Source organism: Microbulbifer mangrovi (assembly GCF_002009015.1).
In the GTDB taxonomy this organism is placed as follows: domain Bacteria; phylum Pseudomonadota; class Gammaproteobacteria; order Pseudomonadales; family Cellvibrionaceae; genus Microbulbifer; species Microbulbifer mangrovi.
This window is the reverse complement of record NZ_LZDE01000320.1, coordinates 14,109-40,839: the sequence shown is the minus strand read 5'-3', so window position 1 is coordinate 40,839 and position 26,731 is coordinate 14,109. Positions and strand designations below refer to the sequence as shown.

General features: G+C 55.9%; 17 protein-coding genes and 1 tRNA gene. 4 read left to right on the top strand and 14 right to left on the bottom strand.

What is annotated here, in order from left to right; genetic code table 11:
• Positions 1-13: 13 nt before the first annotated feature.
• From B4U49_RS11790 to B4U49_RS11765, 6 genes are all read right to left on the bottom strand, one after another.
• The gene (locus tag B4U49_RS11790) at positions 14-1,279 is read right to left on the bottom strand and encodes a hypothetical protein (protein WP_193432841.1); all 1,266 of its coding nucleotides are present in this window, start codon (positions 1,277-1,279) and stop codon (positions 14-16) included.
• Between the two features lie 116 nt (positions 1,280-1,395).
• Positions 1,396-2,349 (bottom strand): bifunctional Delta(1)-pyrroline-2-carboxylate/Delta(1)-piperideine-2-carboxylate reductase, encoded by a 954-nt coding sequence (lhpI, locus tag B4U49_RS11785; RefSeq protein WP_078084796.1) that lies wholly within the window; start codon positions 2,347-2,349, stop codon positions 1,396-1,398.
• A gap of 32 nt (positions 2,350-2,381) precedes the next feature.
• Positions 2,382-3,434: a proline racemase family protein gene (locus B4U49_RS11780; RefSeq protein WP_204903028.1), complete on the bottom strand. Its 1,053-nt coding sequence runs from the start codon at positions 3,432-3,434 to the stop codon at positions 2,382-2,384.
• A 150-nt stretch (positions 3,435-3,584) separates the two neighbouring features.
• Entirely contained in the window at positions 3,585-4,256 is a 672-nt protein-coding gene (locus B4U49_RS11775) for a cupin domain-containing protein (protein WP_078084794.1), read from the bottom strand.
• A gap of 258 nt (positions 4,257-4,514) precedes the next feature.
• Positions 4,515-4,591 (bottom strand) — tRNA-Pro (locus B4U49_RS11770).
• A 139-nt stretch (positions 4,592-4,730) separates the two neighbouring features.
• Entirely contained in the window at positions 4,731-5,579 is an 849-nt protein-coding gene (locus tag B4U49_RS11765; RefSeq protein ID WP_078084793.1) for an acyl-CoA thioesterase, read from the bottom strand.
• A 103-nt stretch (positions 5,580-5,682) separates the two neighbouring features.
• On the opposite strand from B4U49_RS11765, the gene B4U49_RS11760 reads away from it, so the two are divergent.
• On the top strand, positions 5,683-6,555 hold the full coding sequence (locus B4U49_RS11760; RefSeq protein ID WP_078084792.1) for a GntR family transcriptional regulator: 873 nt from the start codon (positions 5,683-5,685) through the stop codon (positions 6,553-6,555).
• Positions 6,556-6,560: 5 nt separating this feature from the next.
• Here B4U49_RS11760 and B4U49_RS11755 read toward each other — a convergent pair whose 3' ends face one another.
• The 3 genes from B4U49_RS11755 to B4U49_RS11745 are packed head-to-tail and all read right to left on the bottom strand — an operon-like array spanning position 6,561 to position 10,097.
• Positions 6,561-7,544 (bottom strand): proline racemase family protein, encoded by a 984-nt coding sequence (locus B4U49_RS11755; RefSeq protein ID WP_239692602.1) that lies wholly within the window; start codon positions 7,542-7,544, stop codon positions 6,561-6,563.
• Between the two features lie 55 nt (positions 7,545-7,599).
• A complete protein-coding gene (locus B4U49_RS11750; protein ID WP_078084790.1) occupies positions 7,600-9,174 on the bottom strand; it encodes an aldehyde dehydrogenase (NADP(+)) in 1,575 nt (524 codons plus the stop codon).
• 23 nt (positions 9,175-9,197) lie between these two features.
• The gene (locus tag B4U49_RS11745) at positions 9,198-10,097 is read right to left on the bottom strand and encodes a dihydrodipicolinate synthase family protein (RefSeq protein WP_078084789.1); all 900 of its coding nucleotides are present in this window, start codon (positions 10,095-10,097) and stop codon (positions 9,198-9,200) included.
• Between the two features lie 224 nt (positions 10,098-10,321).
• On the opposite strand from B4U49_RS11745, the gene pepQ reads away from it, so the two are divergent.
• Both pepQ and B4U49_RS11735 read left to right on the top strand, forming a co-directional pair.
• Entirely contained in the window at positions 10,322-11,704 is a 1,383-nt protein-coding gene (gene pepQ, locus B4U49_RS11740; protein WP_078084788.1) for a Xaa-Pro dipeptidase, read from the top strand.
• Between the two features lie 68 nt (positions 11,705-11,772).
• The gene (locus B4U49_RS11735; protein WP_078084797.1) at positions 11,773-13,029 is read left to right on the top strand and encodes an NAD(P)/FAD-dependent oxidoreductase; all 1,257 of its coding nucleotides are present in this window, start codon (positions 11,773-11,775) and stop codon (positions 13,027-13,029) included.
• 71 nt (positions 13,030-13,100) lie between these two features.
• Here the strand turns inward: B4U49_RS11735 and B4U49_RS11730 are convergent, their stop codons facing one another.
• On the bottom strand, positions 13,101-14,192 hold the full coding sequence (locus tag B4U49_RS11730; protein WP_078084787.1) for a M24 family metallopeptidase: 1,092 nt from the start codon (positions 14,190-14,192) through the stop codon (positions 13,101-13,103).
• Positions 14,189-15,463, bottom strand: coding sequence for an MFS transporter (locus B4U49_RS11725; RefSeq protein WP_239692601.1), 1,275 nt, complete (start codon positions 15,461-15,463; stop codon positions 14,189-14,191). Before B4U49_RS11725 ends, B4U49_RS11730 begins: the two co-directional genes overlap by 4 nt.
• Before the next feature lie 266 nt (positions 15,464-15,729).
• On the opposite strand from B4U49_RS11725, the gene B4U49_RS11720 reads away from it, so the two are divergent.
• Positions 15,730-18,684, top strand: a complete 2,955-nt coding sequence (locus B4U49_RS11720; protein WP_078084785.1) for a TonB-dependent receptor — start codon at positions 15,730-15,732, stop codon at positions 18,682-18,684.
• A gap of 322 nt (positions 18,685-19,006) precedes the next feature.
• Here the strand turns inward: B4U49_RS11720 and B4U49_RS11715 are convergent, their stop codons facing one another.
• From B4U49_RS11715 to B4U49_RS11705, 3 genes are all read right to left on the bottom strand, one after another.
• Complete coding sequence (locus tag B4U49_RS11715; protein ID WP_078084784.1) at positions 19,007-21,853, bottom strand: TonB-dependent receptor domain-containing protein; 2,847 nt, start codon at positions 21,851-21,853, stop codon at positions 19,007-19,009.
• A gap of 180 nt (positions 21,854-22,033) precedes the next feature.
• Positions 22,034-23,491 carry a collagenase gene (locus B4U49_RS11710; RefSeq protein ID WP_158078612.1) on the bottom strand — a complete coding sequence of 486 codons (1,458 nt, stop codon included), beginning with the start codon at positions 23,489-23,491 and terminating at the stop codon, positions 22,034-22,036.
• A gap of 420 nt (positions 23,492-23,911) precedes the next feature.
• Positions 23,912-26,506, bottom strand: coding sequence for a M9 family metallopeptidase (locus B4U49_RS11705; RefSeq protein ID WP_078084782.1), 2,595 nt, complete (start codon positions 26,504-26,506; stop codon positions 23,912-23,914).
• Between the last annotated feature and the right edge of the window lie 225 nt (positions 26,507-26,731).

Genomic DNA, 26,731 nt, shown 5'->3' with positions numbered 1-26,731 from the left:
CCCCCCCCCGTCGTCAGGGCTTTTTTTTGCCCGTAAGAAATGTACGGTCGAGCTGTGGAATCTCCGCGCCGGCGGCCTGCTCCGCGAGCGTGCGAAATTTCTCCAGGGTGATTTCCCCGCGATCCACGGCAATAGCGCGCACCACATCATCCAAACTTTTCTCTCCATTGCTGGATTTCTGAATCGCGTCGTCAATCTCAGACAATACGACCGCCGCCCTGGCGGTGGTTGGGCCGGATGAGCGTTTGACCAGAAGATTGGGAGACTCTTCCCCCCATTTTGCGAGCTCGTCTAGTGCCTGCAGGTATCGCTTCTGGCTAATGCCGCGGGTGCGGCGCAGTGTCTTTAGCGAGTAGTATTCCGCGATGCCCTCGACAATCCAGTCGCTTTCCTTGTCTCCACGAATCCCTGTCGCGACATGGACCAGCTCATGCAGCATGCTGCTAGTCCGGTTCCCGGAAATTAGCGGTCGGTCTGCGTGCATAAACAACGAGCGAGTACCCGACAGGCCACCACGCCACATGGGGTCGCCCGCCATGACGATCAGAAGTTTGTCCGGAAATTGAGGGAACACTTTTTTCAATTCAGGCAGGGTCCAGCTTAGGAAGGCCAGGGTGTCCTGCCTGCGCAGGCCTTTGCCCAACGGGCCCGCAACAACCGTGTCAGAGCCGTCGATGATGTCTTGGCGGCTGCCAATTCTTCCCGCGATCATCCAGCCTTTAGGGCGGATGAAGCGGCGGCCGGGGTCCTTCAGGGTAAAGGTATCGGGCGCTTTCTTTTCATAGGGCAAGAGCACATTCCAGCGATCCGGTGCTTCTATTTTAAGGGTTGCTCTGGAGTGGAGGTGCTTCGGTGCTCGAGCTGCGATCGGCGGAATAAGCTTGTCGCTGCGCAGGATGGCCCACTTGTCGGTGATCCGGGAGTCGTATCTACCGGAAGACTTTTTGGCGTCTATTACAAACTGATAGCGGATGCCATCGCGCGCGCCGCTGGGTTTCCAGGTAGCCTTGTCGCCTTCTAGCGTCAGAGACTCGCCGACGAGAGCCGTGTGTCGCTCGGGATCAAGGTGGAGAGTGAGTTTGCTGGGTAGCTCTTTACCGGAGAGCGTGATTTCCACATCCGCCAGGCCACTTTCGGGGTCCAGCTGTGCCTTGTATTGGATGTCGTAGTACTGCTTCTCGGCGGCTGCCGCCGCTCCGGCGAAAGTACTGGTTATCACGAACAGGGCGGTGGCTATGGCGGCACGGCAGGAAAAAATAACGCGCAACGTATGGAACATGAATTCTGTCTGGCTCCGTTACCAATGGGCGGCAAGTACATCTTATGACCGCAGGCAAGGTTAACAGTGCCACGACAGGCTTTTCAAAGTCTTATCAGAACCTTTTTGGTTAAAATTCAACCTATCCTGCTGCACGACTTGATTTGCGAGTGGACCAGGCTGGCGGCGACCAGGTCTTCGAGGGCATGTCCCACGGACTTGAAGCAGGTAACCCCTGTGCGTTCCGCTGGCGCTGAGGATTTACACAGGGAGGGGAGGTCGCCGAGGACCGATTGCGGGGTAATCACGCCTTCGGCGATGGGGATCGCGAGATCGCCGGTCTCACTCAGGGCATGGGGCATTACATCCGCATAAAGGGCCACGCGGCGGACCAGCAGATCATCCGCTTCCCGCATATCCGGCCGGTAGGCGCCTACCAGGTCAATATGCTGTTCCTCTCTCAGCCACTTGCCATAGATCAGCGGCGTTCTGCTCATGGTAGCGCAGCTGACGATGTCGGCCTGCTGCATCCCGGATTGGATATCACTGCACGGCGAGACTTCGAAAGGTTCGTCCTGCAAAGCAGTTGCCACCGCCCGGGCTTTTTCTGCGGAACGCCCCCAGATCAACACTTCTTTTATCGGGCGAACAGTGGCATGTGCGCGAATCAGCTCGGGCGCGAGTGTTCCCGTGCCGACCATCAGCAGGGTGTGGGCACCGACCGGTGCCAGATAGTCCGCCGCCAGGGCTGAGGCCGCTGCGGTTCGTCGTGCCGTGATACTGGCAGCATCCATTACCACCCTGGGGGTTCCTGTGGCTGCATCAAAAAGGGTGTACTGCCCCTGTATGGTCGGTTCCCCCGTATTGTCTGGCGCGACCACTACGGTCTTTACTCCCAAATAGCCGTCCGCCTGCCACGCGGGCATCAGCAGCAGCGTATTTTCGCGGTTATGGTCTGCAGAGTAACGGTAGTGGTGGTGATGTCGTTGGGGCACCTGCACATTTTGTTCGCGAAATGCCTTTCGCAATGCGGAGATGAGCGCCGGATATTCTAGTGACTGGCGAACGGTGTTGGCATCAATGTACTGCATGGTTTGGATCTTTCTGATTATTGAGGCGGTATTCAGTCGAGCAAAAAACCGGTGTTGAGCGGATCTCGCGGATCAATATAAAAACGGTGTTGGCCGGTTATGTGCGCTGTGCCACTAATCTCGGGTATAACCGCCTTGCGGCCAGCGTAGTCGAGTGTTTCTGTGATACTTCCCTGAAAACTGCTACCGGTGATGCTTTCTACTGCCAGCGTTTTGCCGGCTGATAATTTCCCCTGGGCCAGGTGCAGTGCGAGTCGTCCTGCCACGCCGGATCCAGTTGGGGACCTGTCCAGTTCTCCATCGGCAAAAATACACACATTGCGACTGCGAATATGGTCGTCACCGGTGCTCGACGCTGGGCTCCTGGAAAGCGCGCTCATATCCATAAATATGGTGCCGTATAAAAAACCGAGATCCGGCTGTTCAGGATGTTGGATTGGGACACCCTGCGTAATCACCGCTTCCTTGATGGCGCGTCCGGCAGTTATGAGCTGTTGTGCATTTTCAGGGAGGAGCGGGAAGGGGAGCTGGCTGGCATCCACGTATGCGTAAAACGCACCGCCATATGCAATGTCGTAACGGATGTCGCCAAGGCCAGCTACAGTGACTTGCTGATTCTGGGCGAGACTAAAGGACGGTACACAGATAAATCGCGAGGAGACCACATGTCCCTCGGTGTCTGTTTTCGCGAATGCGCGAATACGACCACAGGGCGCATCAATAACTACCGGGATTTCGCTGCCTGGCGGGCGGGACTCGACCCAACCCATTTCCACTGCCAGCTTGGCCAGCGCTATCACTGCGTGACCACACATGGTGCTGAAGCCCTCATTGTGAATAAAGAGGGCCCCGAAATCCGCGCCATCGTCATTGGGCGGCACCAGTATCGCGCCATACATATCCCGGTGTCCGCGGGGTTCCCACATCAGGGCCGTGCGCAGGTAATCGTAGTGTTCGCGAGCATACCTTCTGCGTGCCAGTACATTCTCGCCTTCCAGTTCAGGGAACCCCGCAAGAATCACGCGCAATGGCTCGCCACCGGTGTGCATATCGATAGTGTCGATAGCCTGCATGGCGGCGGCCATGGGTGGGGCACAAGGATGGAGGGTCGTCCTGATTTTTTCGAATGCGCTTTTCCGAACCATATAGACCTGCCGATATTGTTATATTGGGCACAATAACAATGTCGAGCTGCGGAATCAATTGGCGCTGGCGCGGTGGGAAGAGTCTTTCTTTCAGGCAGATCGATTCATCACATCGCCAAGATGGTTTTGCTTTTCGAAGTAGGTGACACCATCGCTACCGGCGAGAAATTCAGGGTATTCCCCAGCCGGGAGGCGTATCCAGCTACCTTTTGCGAATCGCTTTTCGCCGGTGCACAGCGTACCGGAGAGGATGAGTAGTTCAGCGCTCTGGATAGGTTCCGGGAACAGCGTTACACCTGCGTTTACTCGCTGAAGGCTAACCTGCTCATAGCCGCCGGTAAAAAGAGGGCAGATTTCCCGATCTGTCAGTTGTTGCCAACAATTCGGATCGTTGGTGTCTGCGCGCACAGTCCGATTTTCTTCCTCTGGCATTTGCCTCAGCTTCACGAAAATAATCGCACCCGGATCGCTGAAAGGCTGATGCGCGGATCCCGGTGGATTGCGAAGATACCAGCCCGCCGGATAATCGCCCATCTCGTCTGAAAAGGTACCGGATAGCACCAGAATCTCCTCGCCGCCGGGATGCTGGTGCTGGGGAAAATGAGAGTTGGGTGCATACCTTACGATACTGGTGGCTCGCGCTTTTTCTTCTCCGATACGATCCAGCATCACGCGCTCGACACCCTTTTGAGGGGAGGCAATCCACTGATACTCGTCGCCACTTACAGTGGCGCGGCGTGAAAAATCTGCGTTGATGAGCATTTGAGGTATTCCTTAAGGGCGCAGTCGTAATGAATTTTGTACTGGCAATATACCTGTTTCTGGCACTGCGAATGTTAGTTCGACAGCGGAGCCGTTGGGCTCAGGAAGGTAGTTTATATGGCGGCCAGGTGATAGAGGTGGGGGCTAAGAAAACGGAATCTGGCTGACCAGCTCAAGACGCGCGGGATATCAGCATCACGGGCAATTGGCTGAAAGAAAGGCATAAAAAAACCCGCTCGAAAGCGGGTTTTTAAAATATGGTCGGTGAGAGAGGATTCGAACCTCCGACCCCTTCGTCCCGAACGAAGTGCGCTACCAGGCTGCGCTACTCACCGATTGTTTGAGCATCCCGGCGTCGGGATTAACTCGGGCTTCCTTAAGAAGCGGGCGGCATTATAACAAGCGTTTCGCTTCTGTAAACCACTGATTTCATTAAATTTAACTCCGGAGCCGGTCAGGGCCCCGGAAGCCGCGTCAGCCCTTGATTTGGCGGATTAAACCTTCTTGTGTGGTGGAGGCCACCAAGCGTCCGTCGCGGGCGTAGATCTGGCCTCGACAGTAGCCCCGGGCGCCACTCGCGGAGGGGCTGTCCGTCACATACAGCAGCCATTCGTCTGCGCGGAACGGGCGGTGGAACCACATGGCGTGGTCCAGGCTGGCGGGCATCAGGTTGCGGTCAAACAGGCTGATCGGGTGTGGCTGCAGGCTGGTGCCCAGTAGCGCCATATCTGACGCATAGCAGAGGGCGCTGCGGTGTTCGACCGGGTCGTCAGATAGTTCGCTGTCCACCTTGAACCAGAACATACAGCGGGGTTCGCGGATCTCACGGTCAAAGTAGCTCATTGGGTCGATCGGGCGGAAATCCACCATATAGCGGCGCTGGTTCTGTGCCGCACCATTCATTCCCGCTTCTTCAGCCAGCTGTTGGGTGTTTTTCAGCTTCTCGGGCGGTATTACCCCTTCGGTGGGCATTTCAGACTGATGATCGAACCCCGGCTCCTCGATCTGGAAAGAGGCCGACATATTGAAGATGGCTTTGCCACTCTGTTTGGCAACCACACGGCGGGTGGTGAAACTTCCACCATCGCGAATAGGATCCACATCGTAGATCACCGGCTTCTCGCTGCTGCCGGGGCGCAGGAAGTAAGCGTGCAGGGAGTGGGGGAGGCGGTCTTCCACGGTGCGAGCGGCCGCCATCAGTGCCTGGCCCAACACCTGGCCACCAAAGAGTACCTTGCGGTAATTTTCCACATGTTCCCGGCTACGGAACAGATTCGTGTCAAGTTCTTCTACGTCAAGGAGCTTGCTCAGCTTTTCCAACATGGGCGATACTGCCTGTCTTCTGTAAATTTATTACCTTTTTCCCCGCCCTGCAGCGAATCACGCCGCGAGGGTAGGGCTGAAAATAATAGCAAGTGTTGGCTCAATGACCATTACTGAATTTATCAAATCTGATGTAAAAGCCGTTCTCCAGGCAGAGGGCCAGTTGCCTTACAAGCTGACTCTGGGCGCCATGTCGGAGCATTACAAGGTCAGTTTGACACCGGTACGTCATGCCGTCGATGAGCTGGTAGAAGAGGGCGTAATCCGCCGCAAAGACAACGGCCGGCTGGAAGCCCAGCCCGAAGTATTGGAAGGGGTGAAACTCGAGACCCCGAGAGCCGATGCCACCGAGCACAAACTGTACGATGCAATTCGCGAGGACGTCATCGCGAGAAGCCTGAAACAGGATACCGAATACCTGCGTGAGCAGGCTACCGCAGAGCAATACGGCGCTGGCCGTACCGTGGTGCGGCAGATTTTTTCGCGCCTGGCCGGGGCGGGGTTGATCGAACATGTGCCGCGCTGCGGCTGGCGGGTGCACCCGTTCAGCGAGCAGGACATGCACAATTATCTCGATATACGGGAAATGCTGGAATTGAAAGCGCTGGATCTCGCACGGGGGCATTTTACCGACGAGGAACTACAGCAGTTACTCAAGGCAAACCGCCCGGCCACCGGCGCCGCGCAGTCTGAGCTGGATTTTGATCTGCACGATTACTGGATAAAACGCTGCGGAAACCGTTACATCGAAGAGTTTTTCGAGCGCTACAGCCCTTTCTACAATGCCCTGTTCAATTACGCGGTGATTGATGAAAAAGTGAAGCGGGAAATGGCGCGTGAGCACTGCGATATTGTGGAGTGCCTGCTGGCGAAAGACTGGAAGGGCGCTCGTAAAGCGTTGAGCGCCCATATCCGTGAGCAGCGGGAGGCGGTGTCCAGAATGATCGCGTTCCTGAACGAAAAGCAGTCCGCGTGATCGTATCAGCCGATGCCGTGGGCGAACGGGTCTTCAGGATCCAGGATAATACGGCATTCGGCACTGATATAAGCGTTGCCGGTTATGGTGGGAGTCACTTCAATCCTGCCGTCCTGCGAGGCCGGTAGTGCTTTAACCCTTCCTTCAAAAACACTGCCAATGACGCTTTCCTGGCGCCACACGTCGCCTTCCTGGATAACCCCGTCCGCATACAAACAAGCGAGTTTTGCACTGGTCCCGGTGCCGCAGGGTGAGCGGTCGTATGCGTTGCCCGGGCACAGCACAAAGTTCTTGCTGTCCGCTTTCGCGGGGTCAGACGGGAGTGCAAACAGCTCGATGTGATCGATCTCGCCGCCGTCTTCGCCGACAATATGGTTTTCCGCCAAAGCAATGCGCACACGTTGACAATAGTCCGAGAGCTGGTCGGTATTATCTACATCGACACGCAGGCCGTGTTCGCCAATCAGAAAGAACCAGTTACCGCCCCAGGCGATATCCCCGGTGACGGTCCCCAGACCTTCTACTTCCACAGAGACAGATTTCCGATAGCGATAACTGGCAACATTATCCACGCTTACCCGGTGGTTGTTGTGCAGGACAAACGACACTTTGCCGACCGGCGTTTCCAGCTGGTGCTCCCCCGGTGCGATCAATCCCTTGCGGGTAAGGGTAACCGCCAGACCGATGGTGCCGTGGCCGCACATACCGAGATAGCCGACATTGTTGAAAAAGATAACCCCGGCAGCGCACTCCGGATCCTGAGGCTGGCAAAGCAGGGCACCGACCAGTACATCGGAACCTCGCGGTTCGCGGATCAGCGCAGCGCGCAGGTGGTCGAAATGCTCGCGAAACTGCGCCAGACGGTCGGCCATACTCCCGTTACCCAGGTCGGGGCCGCCGTCCACGATGACGCGAGTGGGCTCTCCACCGGTATGGGAGTCCACGACTTCGATACTGTGATTTACGGTTTGATTCTTGTCACCGAGCACGATAACTCTCCGGATTATTCTTATTGTCGCTGTTAGCAGAATGGATTCAAAGTGATCAAAGTGGCGCTCTGGTCCATTCTCCGTCCACCAGTCGCCAGGCCCCGGTGGGGTTGTCATTTTGCAGCGATGGGGGCAAACGGTGCGCGCGCACATTGTCATAGCAATCGAGCTTGCTAAAACGGATGAGCGAGGCCGGGATTCCAACCGCGGTGAAACCGGGGTGCCCGGATGCCGGGAAGGGGCCGCCGTGATTCATCGCCGGGGACACGGCTACGCCCGTGGGCATCTTGTCGTTCAGCAGGCGGCCAACCTTACTCCGCATTACCGGTTCGATCTGATTGTAATCGGAATCGTCACCGTCATCCGCTGCGGAGTAGATGCAGCCCGTGAGATTACCTTCCAGCGCACCGAGAATCTGGCGTGTCTCATCCGTACTGTCGCTCACCACGACCAGTGCGGTATTTCCGAAAGCCTCGGTCTGGCAGCGTTCTGGTTGCTGGAGAAACTCCCGGCCGGAAACCCGAAGCAGGGTATTTGGCCGGGCGACCCGGGTTGGGTCACCAGTGACGTTATCCGTCAAAAGCGTTGCCCCTGCGGATTGTAATTCCTCCACGGCGCGGCTGAGGTTGGTTTCCACACCCGCACTCAACAGAGTGCCCACCGGGCTGCTGTTGAACAGCTCCACACAACGACCCACAAACTGCTCGGCGTCATTCCCCGACGGCAGAATGACCAGGCCAGGATTGGTGCAAAATTGACCCGTGCCCATCAAGCAGCTACTGGCAAATTCTTGTGCGAGATCATCGCCGCGCTCGCGCAGCGCGCCCGCCAGAAAAACCACCGGGTTGATGCTGGAAAGCTCGAGATAGATCGGCGTGCCCACCGCATCTGCCGCCTGTTTCAGGGCGAGACCAGCAGCGCGGGACCCGGTAAACGCGGCCGCGCCGGTGCGAGGGTCACTGACCATTTTCAAACCGTCGGCGCGGCTTGTTGCATAGAGCATCTGTACTGTTGCCAGAGGCAGCCCGGTTTCGTTCAGGGCTTGCACCGCCAGCTTCGCGAGTAACTGGCAGGTACCGGGATGCGCCGAGTGCGCCTTGGCAATTACCGGGTTACCTGCGGCAATTGCAGCGGCAAAATCGCCACCGGCCACGCCGTTGAAAGCCAGGGGGAAGTTGTTGGGTCCGAAAATAATGACCGGTCCCAGGGGGGCGTGCAGGCTGCGGATGTTGGTAGCGGTGTCGATCGTCGCCCGGGCCCATGAACCTTCCGCGGCAGCACGTGCGGCCTGACGCAGTTGATTGGTGGTGCGCGGCAGCTCCACTTCGAGCAGGCGGGGCTTTACCGGCAGTCCGGTCTCCTCGTGTGCCTGGGAGCAGATGGACTCTGCGTCGGCTTCAATCAGCTCGGCAAACCGTTCCAAAAACCGGGCCCTTGACTGCGCCGGGAGCGATTTCAAAACCTGTGCTGCTTGCTGTGCAGCATCCAGTGCGGCATCGCAATCGAGCCAGTTGGACACCGGATACAGTTGTTCGATGGCGTCACGAGTAGACGGGTTGGCAGGCTGAAAGCGGCCGGATTCGGCCGCTTGACGCCACTCGCCCGCAATCAGTACGGGGGCTGTGTACATCGCAAATTCTCCGCTCACTGCTCTTACTGAATGTTCGGACGATTGGCGATGGCGGTGCGAATGATGTTCAGCACCTCTTCTCGCTCTTCACCGACCAGGTTGAGACGTGGATTGCGGCACAGTTCGCTGCCGTAACCACACTCCTGTACCGCCAGCTTGATGTATTGCACCAGCTTGGGTTTGGTGTCCAGGTGCAACAGCGGGGTATACCAGCGGTACACTTTGCGCGCTTCCTCGAAGTTGCCACTGGTAGCCAGGTCCCACATCAGGCGATTCTCCTGTGGAAACGCATTGACTAGTCCGGAAATCCATCCGTGGGCGCCGAGGGCGATACTCTCGAGTGCCAGATCGTCGACGCCACAGAAGAGTACAAAGTCATCGCTGACCAGGTTGGCGATATCGGTAAGGCGGCGGGGGTCATCCGATGCCTCTTTTACCGCGACAATATTGGGTACCTGAGCGAGATCGGCTACCGCTTCTGCCGATACGTCGACGCCGTAGCATGCGGGGTTGTTGTACACCATTACCGGCAAATCCGTGGCTGCGGCCACTCCGCGAATGTGGGTCACGATTTCTGTGGCGTCTGCCTTATAGGACATAGGGGGCAGAACCATAAGGCCATCTACGCCCGCTTGTTGTGCGGCGCGGGCAAAGTCCTGTGCCTGAGTGGTGGTGTACTCGGAGACGCCGGTCAGCACGGGTACACGTCCATTGACGTGTTTGACAGTGGCTGCCAGCACTTCGGTCTTTTCTTCACGGCTCAGGGAGCAGTTTTCTCCCACGGTGCCAAGCATGACCAATCCATTGATACCCGCTTCAAGCATCACTTCCAGGTGGGCCAGGGTGGCCGGAATATTCACGGTTTCATCGGCATTGAACTGTGTGGTGGCTGCCGGGAATACGCCGCTCCAATTAATCTGCATGGGACTTCCTCATCGTGGTTACTGCATGTTTATTGCGTGAATGGGGGGATTGCGCTGGCAGTGGAAAAAGCGCTTTTCCCTTATGTGTTTTTGTGTACAATAAATAAAGTTTTCGATGGCTGTCAACTGATAAATATCTCGCGAGCCACTTTTCATGGACTGCACGAGTCAGGTAACAGCCGTACATGCAATATTGATACGCATTCGCACCGGAGAGATTACAAATGACACTGGCGGCTTTATATCCGGCACATATAGATACACTCATCCACCGTCATACGCAGGCCATGGAAGCGGCGGGGTATTCCCGGCTGGTTATCCATTCAGGCGGTGCGCTGGTCCCGTTCCTTGATGACAACCACTACCCGTTCAAGGTCAATCCGCATTTCAAGCACTGGCTGCCCCTGCTGGCACATCCGCATTGCGCGATCGATTACCGGATTGGTAACAAGCCTCGCCTGATTTACTTCCAGCCCGAGGACTACTGGCACAAGCCACCGTCTGACCCGGTAGGCTACTGGGCAGAGTTCTTTGATATCGAGCTGGTGACGGCGGTGGAGGATGTGACGGCCGCGCTTGATGGAGATATGAGTCGCTGTGCCTTTATCGGGGAAGATGTATCTTGCATGCCGGGTATTGCCAAGTCCCAGGTCAATCCCCGCGCGCTGGTCGATGAGCTGCATTATTACCGCGCCTACAAAACCGCTTATGAGGCGGAGTGCCTGCGCCGTGCCAATCGCATTAGCGCAGCCGGACACGTAGCGGCAGGGGATGCGTTTATGGCCGGCGGTACCGAACTGGATATCCATCATGCCTATTTACGAGGTGCCGGGGTCCTGGAAGTCGAACTGCCCTATACCAACATTGTCGCCATGAATGCCCACAGCTCGGTGTTACATTATCACGGTGCTGATCGGGACAAGATGGCGGCAAGCGACATACACTCCCTGGTGATTGATGCAGGTGCAGATTACGCAGGCTATGCCAGTGATATCACCCGCAGCTATGCGTTTCGCGATGGGGAATACGCGGCGCTTTTGCACGCGCTGGATCAGGCGCAGCAGGCACTGGTCGGCGAGGTAAAAATCGGTAAAAGCTTTGCCGACCTGCACTGGCTGGCACATTTCAAAATTGCCGAGATCCTGCAGCGGTTCAATTTTGTGACCATGGACCCGGAAGACATGGTGGCCGAGGGGATTACCAACGTATTTTTCCCCTGTGGCCTGGGGCACTTTATCGGCTTGCAGGTACATGATGTGGGTGGTTACCAGATGGCGCCGAGAGCGAGAGCCAGCCTTCGCGACCCACGCGCTCCGTATTTGCGCTTGGCGCGTACCATCGAAGCAGGCCAGGCGTTGACCATAGAGCCGGGGATCTACTTCATGGATATGTTGCTAGGGGAGCTGGCACACAATAAACACAGCCGCAAAGTGAATTGGGCAAAGATCGATGACTTCCGCAAATATGGTGGGGTCAGGGTGGAAGACTGCCTGCTTATCCATAAAGACCGCATCGAAAACCAGAGCAGGGATGCGTTCACGGCTCTGGAAAAAGAGCGAGCGGTTGAACTTCTGCACGTTGATGCGGAGAGCACTGCACTGCAGTGACGTGATCTTTCTGCACATGATAGTTACACGACGCGCTCAATTGACTGGATAAAAGAATAGTGACCGGTGTGAAAGACAATAACGCGGAAAAAGAAGTCGTTGTTATCGGCGGCGGTATCGTCGGTGCCGCCATTGCCGAGCAGTTGCAGAGTCGCGGGCACCAGGTTTTACTGGTGGATCGCGACGCGCCCGGGAATGGTTGCTCCTATGGCAATGCGGGACATTTTGCGACAGATGTTGTATTGCCTCTGGCCAACATGCAGACCATTCTTTCCCTCCCCAAAATGCTCGCTGACCCATTGGGGCCGCTTTCGATTCGCTGGCAGTATCTGCCGAAGATGTTGCCCTGGTTGGTGCGATTTGCACTGGCCGCGCTACCCGGTAATGTGCGCCGCTCCTGCGACAACCTGCGCGCGCTAAATAGCCGATCTATTGAAAGTTATGATCGGCTGCTGACGCGTCTCGGACTGCAGGAATTGATAACCAGAAAGGGCGCACTCACGATTTATGAATCCCGGGAGTCGGCGACGAAGAACTGGACTACCGTTGAGCAACTCCGGGGATTCGGGGTAGAAATCGAGTCCCTGGATCGTGCGGATATTCGGGCGCTGGAACCGGCGCTAGGGGAGAATATTGCGGGCGGACTCTTCTTTCCGAAAACTGCGCACACGGTGAATCCGTTTAGGCTGGTACAGTCCCTGGTTTCCTGCTTCAGATCCCGTGGCGGCGATTTCCTGCAACAGCAGGTGACCGGGGTGCAGACCCTGTCAGACGGCGCCACGCGGGTTACATTGGCAGACGGCAGTGCACTGCGTGCAAAAAAAGTCATTCTCGCTGCCGGGGCATGGTCCCGCCCCCTGGCTGCGCAGCTGGGATTTTCTGTGCCTCTGGATACCGAACGCGGCTATCACCTGATGCTGCCGGAGCCGGGTTGTACACTGACCAGACCGATGGTGTCCTTCGAGCGATCGTTTGTAATGACACCCATGGAGGAGGGGATGCGTCTGGCGGGCACAGTGGAGCTGGCGGGATTGAAGGCCCCGGCCGACGATCGCCGGGCAGATATCCTGTTTCAGCATGCACAATCGATTTTGCCTGGGTTGCAAAATCAGCGGGCACAGCGCTGGATGGGATTCCGGCCATCGCTGCCGGATTCATTACCGGTCATCGGTACGTCTCCCAAAAACCCGAACCAGTTGTTTGCCTTCGGGCACCAGCACCTCGGTCTGACGCAAGCCGCGATTACTGCAGAGCTGCTCGCTGACCAGCTGGAAGGAAAGCGTCCTGAACTGGACCTCACACCATTTTCCATTGCCCGATTCTGAACAGATAATCCGGTGGAAGAAGCTTCTTCTACCGGATTATCCTGCATGTGAAGTTGCCGGTGGGTTTCCGGTCAAATCTCAATAAGTTCCTTGCTGAAGCTATTGAGAATTTCGATGCCCTCATTGCCGATCAGCACATCATCTTCGATGCGCACACCGCCCCAGCCCGGAATATAGATGCCGGGTTCAACCGTCACCACATATCCCGCTTCCATCAGTGTCTCTTCGCCCACAGCGAGATAGGGCTTTTCATGGGTCTCCAGACCCAGCGCGTGGCCGAGTCCCTCGCCAGCGAAACGGGCATATTCCGTTTGAGACAGAAATTCGCTTACGGCTTGTGCAGGATACGAGCAGGGTTTACCGGCCGCGAGATGGTCGAGCCCGATTTGTTGGGCTTCGCGTACCATCGCATAGACTTTCTGCTGCTCCGGATCCGCGCGGCCCATCACGATACTGCGGGTCATATCCGAGCGATAACCATCAATGACCGCGCCAAAATCGATAGTGATCAGGTCGCCTCGTTGTAGAACTCTCTCGCTGGGCATACCGTGAGGACGTGAACTGCGGGGGCCCGAGGCAAAAATGGTGGGGAAGGCAAGCCCCTCCGACCCTTGCCGTAGTAGCGCGTACTCGAGCTCGATCGCCGCTTCCTGCTCACTCATACCGGGCTTCAGTATCGCAAGAAGCTGCTCAAGTGCCCGGTCGCCTACCTTTGCGGCGCGACGCATGGAGTCGATTTCCACTGATTCTTTTACACGACGCAGCTGCTCGACCAGGCCGGAAACACCAGTGGTGTGCTCAAGACCTGATACGAGGGCGTCGGCAATCAATTGCCATGCACTGCAGGTAAAGTGGTCCTGTTCGTACCCTAGCTTTTGGACCTCCGACTCGCCGGCGAGGCGACGAATAGTTTCCCCGAGTGACTCGCGGGCGCGATCGCGCACGATCACTTCCGTGTCGGGGGTGCATTGCTCCGTGGCCTGCTCGCCAAACCGGTAATCGGTGATCAGGAATTGCTGCTCGCGTGTGACTAGCAGCAGGGCGACGTTCTGTTCGTCGCTGGCAAAGCCACTCAAATAGCGGATATTGGGCATGCTGGCTATGAGCAAGCCATCCAGGCCATGATGATGGATTGATTTTCTGGCGTTATCTGTACGAGTCATGGGGTGTCTTCGCGTCTACCTTGATTTTGGCGTTGAAAGGAAAACTGGCGGTGGTACCAGAGCAGGCCGGCTGCTGTTATCGATGCGAGGAATGCAAAACATCCCCACATCAGGTCGGGTCTACCCATGTTTTTGGCAAGGGTCCCGTAACCCCAGCCGGACATTAGTCCAGCCAGCAGAAAACCCAGTGCCATGGATAGAAAGTAATAGCCCATAAACAGGGCTGCCTGGGCGCTGGGCATGGACTCTGCGACATACTCCTGGCTTTTCGGTGATGCGAGCATTTCGCCGACGGAAAAGGCCACCACCGCTGTGACTACACCCAAACCACCCCAGACGGGTCCAAAGCCAATCCACATAAAACTGGCGGCTACGGTTATGGTGCCCATCACCAGTACTCTGAGCGCGGGCAAGCTTTGGCACCAGGTACTCACGGCGATCTGTAACACGAGGATGCTGCCGAAATTGAATGCGGTAATGAATTCCGGGCTTACCTGAGTCCCGTCTTCCGAGGCAATCGCACCGGCGACGCCTGGGCTAAAACGGGCTACGGTTTCGAGTAAGGGAGCAGTATCGATAAAATCCCGTATATACAGGGGCAGCGTAAGAAATAGCTGGTTATAGCAGGCCCAGAAGCCGGACATGATCAACAGGTAGATTACAAACGGCCGGTTTTGTATTACGCGCGCGATATCCGTCACGATTGAGATTGGATTCTTCGATTCGGGTACGGGCGTTGTTGTTACCGGTTCTCGGTAAACCAGCAGAAGCAGGAAATTGACTGCGATCCAGGCGGAGGCAAGGGTAAACACCCAGTCCCAGCTGATGGCCTTGATCACCCCGGCTATCAATGGGCCCACAAAACCTCCCACATTCACCATGGTATAGAAAATCCCGAATCCTACTCCCCGGTTCTGGTCATTGGTGGTTCGACTCACTGTCGCCACAACCAAAGGTTTGAATATGGCTGCACCGAGGGCCACAAACAGCAATACCGTAAAGAAGGCGCCGTAGCTACTGACCTGGCCAAGCAGGTAGTAGCTCGGTGTCATGATGGCGAAGGCGATAAGGAACATCTTCCTGTACCCGTAGCGGTCGCCCAGTGCCCCGGTAAAAACCGGTAGTAGATACAGCAAGAAGGGAATGATTCCCTGAATCGTGCCGCGCTCGATATCAGTAAACCCGAGTCCCCCAGAACTCACGTCCGAGCTCATATAGAGCGAGGAAAGGGTGAAGAACCCGTACCAGGCCAGCCGTTCAAAAATTTCCATGGCATTCGCCACGTAGAAACTGCGATCAAAACCGGAGCGTCGGCTGGCGGTGTCCGAGTCTGTCTCTGCTGTTACTGGTGTCGCTGGTATTGCGGCGTCTAAGTGTGCCGGTGTCGATTGGCCCATAGCGGTGCCCCCTGTCTGTCGCTGACTCGTTATTCTCGTTTCTTGTCATTGTACACAAGATATGTTTAAGTTGATATTGCGTGCAAAAATATTTTGAGCGCAATAATAAATATCGAGAATAAACCGAGGGTTAAGAGACTATGGAAATCAAAAAAGGACTATTGGCGCTCGCCATTAGCGCCACCTTGGGCAGTACGGCCGTGTTGGCGGCGGATACTTCAGGGGGTACCTTGAAGGGACAGGTAATCAGTTCGCGCGGTGAGGTCTTGGCCGGGGCGGAAATTACTGTGACTCATATCGGCAAGGGATTTACGCGGACCGTCACCACCAACGCAAAGGGTGAGTACAACCTGCGCAACCTGCCGGTGGGCGAATACACCCTGCGATTTGAGAAAGAAGGGTACGACAGTGCGAGCGCACCAGAAGTGCTGGTGCGTGTGGGCCAGGCCGTGGTTTACGATGGGACACTCGCCGAACCCGGCGAGGTGCTGGAGATCGTTGAAGTCACCGGCAGCATGCGGCGTCCGGTCGATACAGGATCTTCCACAGCAGGTGTTGTCATCACCCAGGAAAAACTCGAATTGCTACCGGTCAATACCGGGTTTGAAGCGATGGCGCAGCTCGCGCCGGGCGTTGTCAGTGCCGGCGGTAGCAGTTTCAACGGTGCCTCCAGCTTTGGCGGTGCGTCCTCCGCGGAGAATGGCTACTACCTCAATGGCCTGAACGTATCCAATATCAAAACCGGGCTTGGCTCCATTGCGCTGCCGTGGGAGGCCATCAGCCAGACCCAGGTCAAGACCGGGGCTATCGACCCGGAATTTGGCGGTGCCCTTGGCGGGATTATCAATGCCGTCTCGAAGTCCGGTAACAACGAGTTCAATTTCGGCTCACAACTGCGTATGGACCCGGACGGAATGCGCAGCCAGCACAGCTCGGTGCGCAATGCGGCCGGGGATTACACCCTTAACACTGAGCAGAGCGGGATGGATTTCCACGAGGCGCAGGTCTGGGCAAGCGGCCCGATTGTACCCGACAAAGCGTTCTTCTATGCCCTGTACAGCCCGCGTAAAACGGACGATCAATGGGCGAGTGGTTCCAGCTTCTATGACCGCACTCGCGAGGAAGATCGCTGGCTGGTAAAGCTCGACTGGTTTATCAACGAAGATCACGCGCTGGATTTTACCGCGATCAACAATGAAGAAAATGGCGAATACCAGAGCTTTTCCTATGCCCCTGACCAAAATCAGGTAGGTGATTTTCTCGGAAACACGAAAAGTCGAGAGGGTGGCCAGGTGTACGGGATGCACTACAACGGTCGCCTGACCGATGCACTCACCGTGGATCTGACTGCTGGCCGTACCCAAGAGACCGTTTACAACTCTGCTCTGAACAGCTTGCCTTCCGTGTACGATTGTCGTGCTACCTGTGTCAGTTTCAGTAACCACAGTGATTCCACGATATACGACGAGGACTATATTCGCGATCAGGTACGCCTGGACTTGAGCTATGACCTGCTGGATCACGCCATCAAGGTGGGTGTAGATCACAGCACCGTGGATGTTTTCTACCAGGAAAACCAGAACGGGGAGGGCGACGCCCGCGGCTGGTGGCAACAGCGCCTTGCGACGGTCAACGATCCGTCTCTGCAGCCGGAGGGCACGAGCCTCGTTCAGCGCAGGATTCGCGTACGCGGTACCGACTCCACGGTGAGCGCAACCGCACTTTACCTGCAGGATTCCTGGACCGTAACCGATGATTTTACCCTGAACCTCGGGGCGCGCTACGAGCAGTTTGAAAATACCGTAACTGGTGGTGACGCCTTCGTAAAAAATGAGGGGATCTCACCTCGTATCCAGGCAATCTGGGACTTTAACGGGGATGGCAACAGCAAGGCGTTTGCCACTTACGGGCGTTACTACCAGCCGGTTTCTGCCAACATGAACATCACTCAGGGTTCCTTCTCCCGTGAGACGTTCGACTATTACGAGCCCGGCACCACCGACGCCGACGGCCGCGTTGCGCTGAATGAAGACGGCTCACCAAGCCGTGGTGACCTGCTGCACAGCTATGTGCGGCAACAGGGTATTGTGGAACCGGAATTGATCGCCAGCGGTAACCTGGAAGGCATGTACTCTGATGAGTTCACCGTCGGCATGGAAACACTGGTGCTGGACGGTATGGTTCTTGGTGTTCGCGGTGTCTACCGGGATCTAAAACGCTCGGTTGAAGATTCGGATATTGGCCCGGTATTGAGCAATTACCTAGAGGCCAACGGTATCGAGGATAACGTTGGCCAGAGCAGCTATTACGTGCTGCTCAACCCTGGTGAAGATGTGAATATCCGTTACGATTTCGATGGCGATGGACAGCCTGACAGTGTGAGCCTTTCCGCTGAAGAACTGGCATTGCCCAAGGCTTCCCGCCGGTATCTCGCACTCGAGACATCCCTGCGTGGCCAGGTTACCGACCAGTTGTTCCTGGATGCTTCCTACACCTGGTCGCACAGCTACGGCAATACGGAAGGTCTGGTGCGTACCGACAACAACCAGGCGGATCCGGGTTGGACCACATCTTACGATTACGCGGACCTGATGGACCACGGTTACGGCGATCTTCCCAATGACCATCGCCACGCCTTCAAGCTGAACGGCTTCTACGACCTGAGTGATGACCTGACGTTTGGTTTTGTAACCTCGCTGGTTTCTGGCCGGCCGCAGAACTATTTCAGCATTCACCCGGCGGGCGTCGACAGCTGTGCCGAGGGTAGCCCCTGGAGCGACTGTATCAGCCAGTACTACGGGGAAGCTTCGTTCTATGATGAAAATGGCAACCCGGCGCCACGCGGCTCGGCCGGTAATCTACCGTGGAGCAAGCAGCTGGATCTGTCGCTTGCGTATCGCATGCCGCTATTTGACGGTGACCTGTTGCTCAAGGGCACTATCTACAACGCACTGAACGACGATGCCCCGCTGGATGTTAACGAGATCCGCTCGGTTCAGGGCGCGAACGGCTTGGAAGCCAATCCGGACTACGGGCTGACTGAAATGAGAAGCCGTGCGCGTTACTTCAGCTTGGTCGCCCGCTACGATTTCTGATTGATTCACTGTCCGGGTCCACCCAAAAGGCGAGACCCATCGAGAACACGAGATCCCGGCCATAAGCCGGGATTTTTTTGTCTGGGAAAGTGCCTGGGAATGTCCTCGGGAATGTATTAGGGAATGTATTAGGGAAGATTCCGCGGAGTTTGCCACGAACAAGCGCGGGCAAATCGGACTGCAAAAAAAAGCGCCGCTAAGCGGCGCACAAGCAGAGAGGTCCAACGTTCTCTGTAAGAAAGCCCCTCGGGGCAAGTACCTGTGAGTACGATTGCGTACCGCTGTGTAAAACGACAAGTCGTGGTGAATGCGTTTTAGGGCCTTAGAACTTGAGCTGGGCCCCCGCGTACAGGGTGCGGCCCAACAGTGAGTAATTGGCTGAGCCATAAGACGTGTAGGGATGGTCGGTCCAGCGCTCATCGGTCAGGTTGTTGATGCCCAGGTACAGCTGCGTCGATTCCGCAACCTGGTATCCCGCCCACAGATTGAAGTACAGGGAGTCTTTTACCTCGCTGCGTTCATAGCGTTCTGCACGGCCATCCAGGTCAATTGGGCCGCCCTGGGTAAACTTGGTCGTTAGGCTCACCGACAGATCATTCAGGTAGTAGCTGGTGCGAAGATCTGCTTTCCATTTGGGCACGCCAAACTCGCCGAGGTAATCGGTAGTTTCCAATTCCCCGGTAAGGTTGTTGGTCGCAGAATAGGAACTCTCCAGTTGACGCGTAGTGACCAGGTTGAACCGCAGATCACCCGGCAGATTGAATACGTCCACCAGGCTAAACTGGTAATCCGCCTCGATATCCACACCGGTCCGGCGTGAACCGTCCGCATTGATATACGTGTCCCGCACGGATTCCACATCGCCGTTAGCGGCACGAACCACCTGGGTACAGAAATCGTTGTTAACGCTTTCTGAGTCCACACACAGCGCCAGGGTATTGCTCGCACCAAAACGCACGATCATGTCGGTGAGGTCGATATCGTAGTAGTCGATAGAAACGTTCAGGCCTTCAATGGAGGTCGGCGTGAACACAATACCCGCGGTAAAGGTCGTCGCATCTTCTTCCTTGAGGTCCTGGTTGCCCTCGGAGATTACCCGTCCGCGCTGTCCCTTGAGGTTGGAGTCCCAGCCGGAATCAATACCCAGTGCGGCGCAATTGACGGCGCGGCGACCGTCTGCTGGCCCGCCATCAATCTCGTCGGCATCGCAAGGGTCGGTCAGGTCGGTATATCCGATACTGGTTCCCAGATACATTTCACCCAGCTGTGGTGCACGCACGGCTTTTGAGTAGACGGTTCGGAAACGCACGCTGTCATTGATCGCCCAGTTAAGGCCGGTTTTCCAGCTGGTAAAGTTGGCGGCCTCGGTGGAGTACTCGGCACCGCGAACAGCGGCTTCAAACTCCAGGCTTTGCATGAGAGGCAGGTCGGCGAGCAGCGGAACCAGCAATTCGCCGTAGGCTTCGTGCACCGTGCGGCTCACATCATCAATGGCAGTTTGCTGAGAACTCAGTACCCCGGATTGCCACAGCTCGGAAGGCTGGTAGTCCAGGCTTTCGTAGCGAGATTCAAAGCCCGCGCCGAATTTTGCAAATCCCGCCGGCAGTTCAAGCAGATCTCCCGTCAGGTTTGCAGCGAATGCATGCTGCTCCACATCTGTATTGGTGGTGTGGGTGGCCATGACATAGTCGTGGACGGCGTCAGACGACGGTGTAAATGGTGAAAAATCCGGGCAGTTGCCGTCCTCTACACAGGGGCCAATCAGGGTGAAATTGCTGCTGTCCAAACGATCGTAGCGCAGGCTGTTGCCTTGGGTTAGCTGTGAGTCGGTAAAGCCTGTATTGAGGTAGGTATCCCATTTCCAACCATTATTGAACTCGCCTTCAAGCGACGCGCTGACTGCAACGTATTCACGCTCGGTGGTATGCCAGCGCGGGCCGGCGTTGGAAAAGGTATAGGGGAGTAAAAGCCAGTTGTCGCCGTAGTCTGACAAAACCTGCTGTACGCCGGAGGGGATTGCAATCCCGTTTGACTCGAGGTCTTCAACTGTGGTCCAGGTGCCCCAGATAAAATCGGGATCGATTTCGTCGTAAGACTCGGTCTTGGAATACATGAGGTCGGCGGAGAAACGCGTGGTGTCGGTCAGGTCATAGGTGACTCGGCTGTAGCCATTCAAGCGTTCGAATGGACTGCGGGCGAAATTGTACGCATTGGGATCGTAGCCGCTACCGTCGGTTGCCATCCATCCCTGGGACAGGGCAGATGCAGGTGTTCTCAGTTGCGCCTGTTCACCATTCAGCTGATACCAGTCACTTTCCTGGTATTCCGGGTTCCATACACCAAAAGCATTTCCGGTGATATTGAAGTCCGGGTAGGTAATGTTGTTGTGGATGATGAAATCCGGGATGCCGTCTTCGGGGCCGGTGTTTTCCGGATTTGGGATATAGCGCGTACGACCGGCAGCACTTTCGCGATCTCGATAGTAGAGGGGCTTCTGCTCGAAGTAGTCCAGCGACAAGGCAAAATTGCCCCGATTGTTGGCGAAGTTTTCGCCGAAAGTGAAGGTAAGGGATCCGTTGTCCGCGCCACCTTCCTCGGTGGTGCCCAGCTGGGTCCGCACGGAAACCCCCTCATAGTTGTCCTTGAGGATGAAGTTCACCACGCCCGCGACGGCGTCGGCACCGTAAACCGCGGATGCACCGCCGGTCAGCACCTCGATACGCTCCACCAGTTCAGCGGGGATCATGCCAATTTCCGTGACCATGGTGTTGTTGTCACTGGTGATCTGCACCGGGCGGTGGCCGTTTACCAGCGATAGCGTGCGCTTAACGCCGAGGTCACGCATATCCAGCGCATTGAGGCCGGAGTTGCCAAATGAATAGCTTCCGCTGGTGGCGTCGTAGCCGGCACCGAACTGGGGCATGGTCGAGAGCACTTCGTTCAGGTTCAGTTCGCCGGTCATCTGGATCGCTTCTTTATCGATCACCGATGTTGGCGATGGCGTATCGAAAGTGGAGCGCTGGATTCTCGATCCTGTCACCACCAGCTCTTCAACGAGCGCCGCATCCCCGATATTGCTGTCGGTATCGTCGTTCGCGGACTGTGACAGGGCGGAGTGACTGGCGGTCGCCGCAATGGCGATGGCCAGCAGCTTCTTTGAGGTCTGCATTTACTGTTCCCCTAATAGTGTTATGTTTTATTTTGTGTGCAAGAGCATATTAACACTAACCAAATGTGCTTTTGTGTGCAATAGGTTTTTTGGGCGTGGCGGGGTGTGATGGTGAATGAGGTCATGAGACGGGGGGAGGGGACCGCAGGCGCAGGCCTGCGGCACGCAGTTGTGGCTATCTCATCCGAGATGGCGGTGCTGTTCTCCGGCAGATAGCTCCAATGGCTGCAGGTAGTCGCGATACAGGTATCGGTAAAGTCGCCGTGGTAACTTCTCCGGTTCATCGACCGAATCATTTGCGCTTGCTCTTTGTCGCAGCCAGTCGGCAAAGGCCGGTTGCAGGGTATCTGCGAGCTTATCGAGTTGCGCCGTATAACCTTCGAAATCGTCAGCGCGCAGATGGTCGGCCAGGCGAGACAAGTGGCTTCGGTCCTGCTGGTAGAGGAACTGGATGGCCAGATAGCTCCAGGAATAGACGCGGGTAGAGCCATCCTCATAGGTGGTGGCGAAAATATCCGCGAGGCTCGGATAGTCCGATGGGCGGCTCTCGTTCAGGTCCCGCTGGGCGCTGTCGTACTCTTCTCCCTGGGCAATATAGTTCGCCAATCCTTCGGACCACCAGACCATATGGCTGGGAAAATGCCCGAATCCGCCCCGCTTGTTAAATCGTCCATCCAGGTAGTGCACGTACTCGTGCTCCAGGTTCCAGATGGTGAAGTCCGGGTCTTTCCAGAAGGCCTCGAAGGCGATGAAGCGAGCCTGGTTGCCGGGTTCCTCCGGCGTACCCTCAAGATACATGCCGCCATTGTTGGTATTGATATCGAATAATAGTGAGGCGTATTGGTTGTATTGACTGTAATTGTCGAATACGACCACCTCGAGCTTGTCGTTATGATCCTCGGCTACGGGTTGTCCATCACTTGCCAGCTTCAGGTGGAAGTCCTGTTCCTGTGCGAGCATTTGTTCACAGGCACTGAGCAGCGCGGCATCGCCCATGCTGTTGGCTCTGATGATCAGCGATTCCGAACAGTTGTGTGAAATCGGCAGTGCAACGGATGCGTCCGGCAAGGCGCAGCGTTCGGGGAACTCTTCCTCACAGGCACTTTTACCGCGAAACGAAGTGACCAGATATGGCCGCGTGTACAGTGCTTGTTGCTGTCCCTGGTTCAATCCGGAAAGATCTCTGGAAAGCAGCCGCCATACGGTTTCGTCGAGCAGCTCGCCCTGTTCCTCATCCATCAATAGTTGCAGGTTGCCCAGCGCCCACAAAGTGTGATTCAGGGGCCAGTGGCGTTCCTCGGTATATCCATTATCACTTCGAGAAAATTCGAGCAGCGTTTTTTCCAGACGCTTGTGATGGAGAAGGGTATCGGCGATCAGCTGATTGCTGCGAGCCTGGTAGCCGAGAAAGCCGATCGCGCGAAGACTTTCCCACAGGGCATATTGCTTCGATACAGATAAGTCGCCACGCTGATATCGCTCGAGAACTGCCTGTAGTGTGTCCACATGAGCTGGTAATCTGGCTGCGAGTGGGGCCCTGTCGTAATAGCGGAAGAGGGTGACCGCAAAGTGCTCCTGTAATCGCGCTGCTTTGTCACTGTCTGCGCTGAACACGGGGTGCTGGCGGAGTCTGGTCATTACCGTGTCCAGTGTCAGCCATTGCATATGATCAATTTCTTCGTAAGGACCCAAATAACTGTATGCGCGCAGATAATACATAAGCCGGTCAACTTTGCCGGTGTCCGGCGCCGGCGTGGATAGCAACTGGCCGAGTTGCTGAATGGCTTGTCGAAAATATTCGGGCGTATGAATATCGCCCGTTTCCCACAGCTGGCTATTCGGAGAAAGTATCTGTGCAACTTCGTCATTCGCTACAGGTTTTCGACTGCAGGCTCCGACAAGTACCGTCGCGACGGTAAAAAATAAAATAAACCTTGCGGATAAAGAAGGTATCGAATACATCAAGCGCAATTCTCCAGACTCTTTAACGTTTATATCGAAGAATTAAAGGCTGCAATCCCGGCGCAAGGCCGAGATTGACTGCCAGTTTGGAAGTGGTTAGTTGGTTGTCAGTTGTATGCCGACATTGCTGTAAGCTTCAGAGGCAACGACCGAAATGTAGTACCAGCCGGACTCTGGTGCGCTTACGGTCAGGGTTTCTTCGTTACCACTATTGGTAGCGCGCTGATCGTAATCGGACTCAGTGGCCCAGGTCGCATCGTTGACGTACAGGTCCGCATTCCCTTCGCCTCCAAACAGCTTCACAGTCAGACTGCTGGTTCCTTCCGGGATGAACGTGTAGTAATAATTGAGGCTGCTGTTGTCAGATAGACACGTACTGGTTTCCAGCTCCAGGTTGCCGTAAGAAACCGGGGTGCCGCTACAGGACAGGGTGCTGCCGGTGACGAAGCTGGGCAGCAGGCTGACGTTGCTGAATGCCTGGTAGGCTTTCACTCTGACGTACCAGCGACCCTGTTGTGGGTTTTCGATGTCACAGACTTCCGTATTGCCACCGATATAGGGACGACACGCGTATTCTGCGTCGGTGGCTTCAATACCGTAACGCAGGTACAGGTCTGCATCTCCGCTACCGCCACTGATGGCTATGCTGAGGCTCTCTGTATTTGCCGGTACATCGATGTAGTAGTGCAGGTCGTCTCCCGCAGTTGTGACAGAGAGTCCACTTACTTCGACATTATTGGACAGGGCAGTCGGTGTGCCGTCTCCGCCGTTATCGCCGCCATCATCTCCACCATCGTCACCACCGCCGTCAGTGGTGCTTTCCACCTGCTGCAGCCAGCTCTGCCACTCGCTGTCGTAAGTGGTCCCGATATTGTTGAGATAGTTCAGGTAAGCGTCGTAGTCGCCTGCGCGCAGGTACGCCAGTAACTGGACGACTTCACTGTGATGTTTTTCAAACATGAAGCGCACTGCCAGGTAGCCCCAGCGGTACACGCGGTCCTGGCCACTGCTGTAGGTATTGGCAAAGATTTCACTCAGGTTGAATTCACCGGTGCGGGCGAGATCGATCGCGGTATCGTTGAAATCCTGTTTGGAGACATACTCTGCAAGTCCCTCGATCCACCAGACGGTTTTATGGGTGCCGGTACGTGCATCGCCGAAGCCACCGTAAAGGTTGAAGCGCCCGTCCAGATAGTGCACGTATTCGTGGGTAAGGTTCCACACTTCAAAATCCGGGCGCAACCAGTCGGCTTCATGGGCGATGAATCGCGCCTGGTTGTCTGCACTTGAGGGATCACCCTCCAGATACATGCCGCCATTATTGGTATCGATGCCATAGAATAGTGAGGCATAGGTGTTGTACTCATCCCAATCGTCAAATACCACCACTTCGAGATCGGTATTCAGGTCGTCAGCGACAGGGTTGTAGTTGGTCGCCAGAAGCTGATGGAAGTAAGTCTCCTGATCCGCGAGCTGTGAACAGGAATCTGTCATTTCCGTGTTGCTCATATCCTGAGCGTGGATACGCAGGGTGCTGCTGCAGGTATGTCGGTCAGCCAGGACTTGTTGTTCAAGGTCGTCGGCGAATCCGCAGATACCGAAATCATTACAGTTGCCGTAGTACTCTGCATTTCCGGCCGTTGCAATCCAGACACTTTTACCAGTACCGGTCATACTGTATCGGTCCAGTACCTGCTGTACCTGGTTTTTGACCGTGGAGTAGGCCGGTACCGTGTCGTGTTGCAGGAATCTCGCCAGCTCTCGGCCGGCATTTTCCTGCATGAACAGCGCCGAGGAATCCAGCATCCAGTCGCTGCGGGCGAACGCACCCAGAGACTGCATCAGTTGGGTATCGCTGCCTGCGGTATCGACAAAGTCCTGACTGTAGTGACCGCGAAACAGCACCGTGAAAATGCCATTGACGGCAGCACGCATGCTACTGAAGGAAGCGGCATTTTGATTCCAGCTCTGCAGCCAGTTTTTTACCACTGGAAGGTAGCGCGTATTCTCGCCTGCGCTGTCGATCAGTACGATGGCATCCTGAATCGCCTCCCCGTGGGTACTGGAAATACTGTAGAAATCCGGATTTGCCGTAAAGCTGTCCAATGCGCCCACAACCGCGCTCTGTACGGCAGTGTCGAAGCTCACATTGTCCGGGTAGTAGTACTCGATGTAATAGCCGGTGCGCAGAAAGTAGAACAGTTTGTTGATGCTGCTGTCCCCGGCTGAAGCAACGTAATCTTCAGCCAATTGTTGAGCCGCATTTGCCACGGTGATCATTTTTTGCGGCGTGAAACTCGCAAAACTATTGCTGTCACCGTCATACAGGTCGTTGATACAGCTGGTCTCGGCGGTAAGGATGTAGTCCACCAGCGCCTGACCAGTATTTTGCGCATAGCCGGTAACATCACAGGTGGCGAGGGGTTCCGCCAAGGTGCTTATGGAGAGTGTTTGCGTGCTCAACTGCTGGGGCGTGGTATTCGAAGTAGGGGGTTGATAGCGGGGCTCTACCGGTGCAGTTACCGGCACATTGCGCATTGGCGTACTGTGTTGCTGAGCGCTATTTACGCTTTGTAACGTTGGGGTTGCGGGCTGTGGTGCGGCATGCACCTGTGAGGCGGCTACTAGCAGTAACCCGGTGAGGCCGGTAACAATCGAGTTTACCGACACTTTCTTTATGTTCATGATCATTGTTGTCTCTTCTTTATTCTTTGCATGTGTTCAAATCGAGATGGGGCGCTGGCAATCACCAGTCCGGCTGCAGCAGGGCCGGTGCTGCACATTGCCCGTTGTTGCTATGTCGTGGGCACCCTCCTTATTTTTATTGGGTGCAAAAACATAATATTGCATGCAATAAATTTATGGTAGTGCGTCACGCTGTGGCAATTTGGCGTCGTCCAATTGCTCTTATGAGGA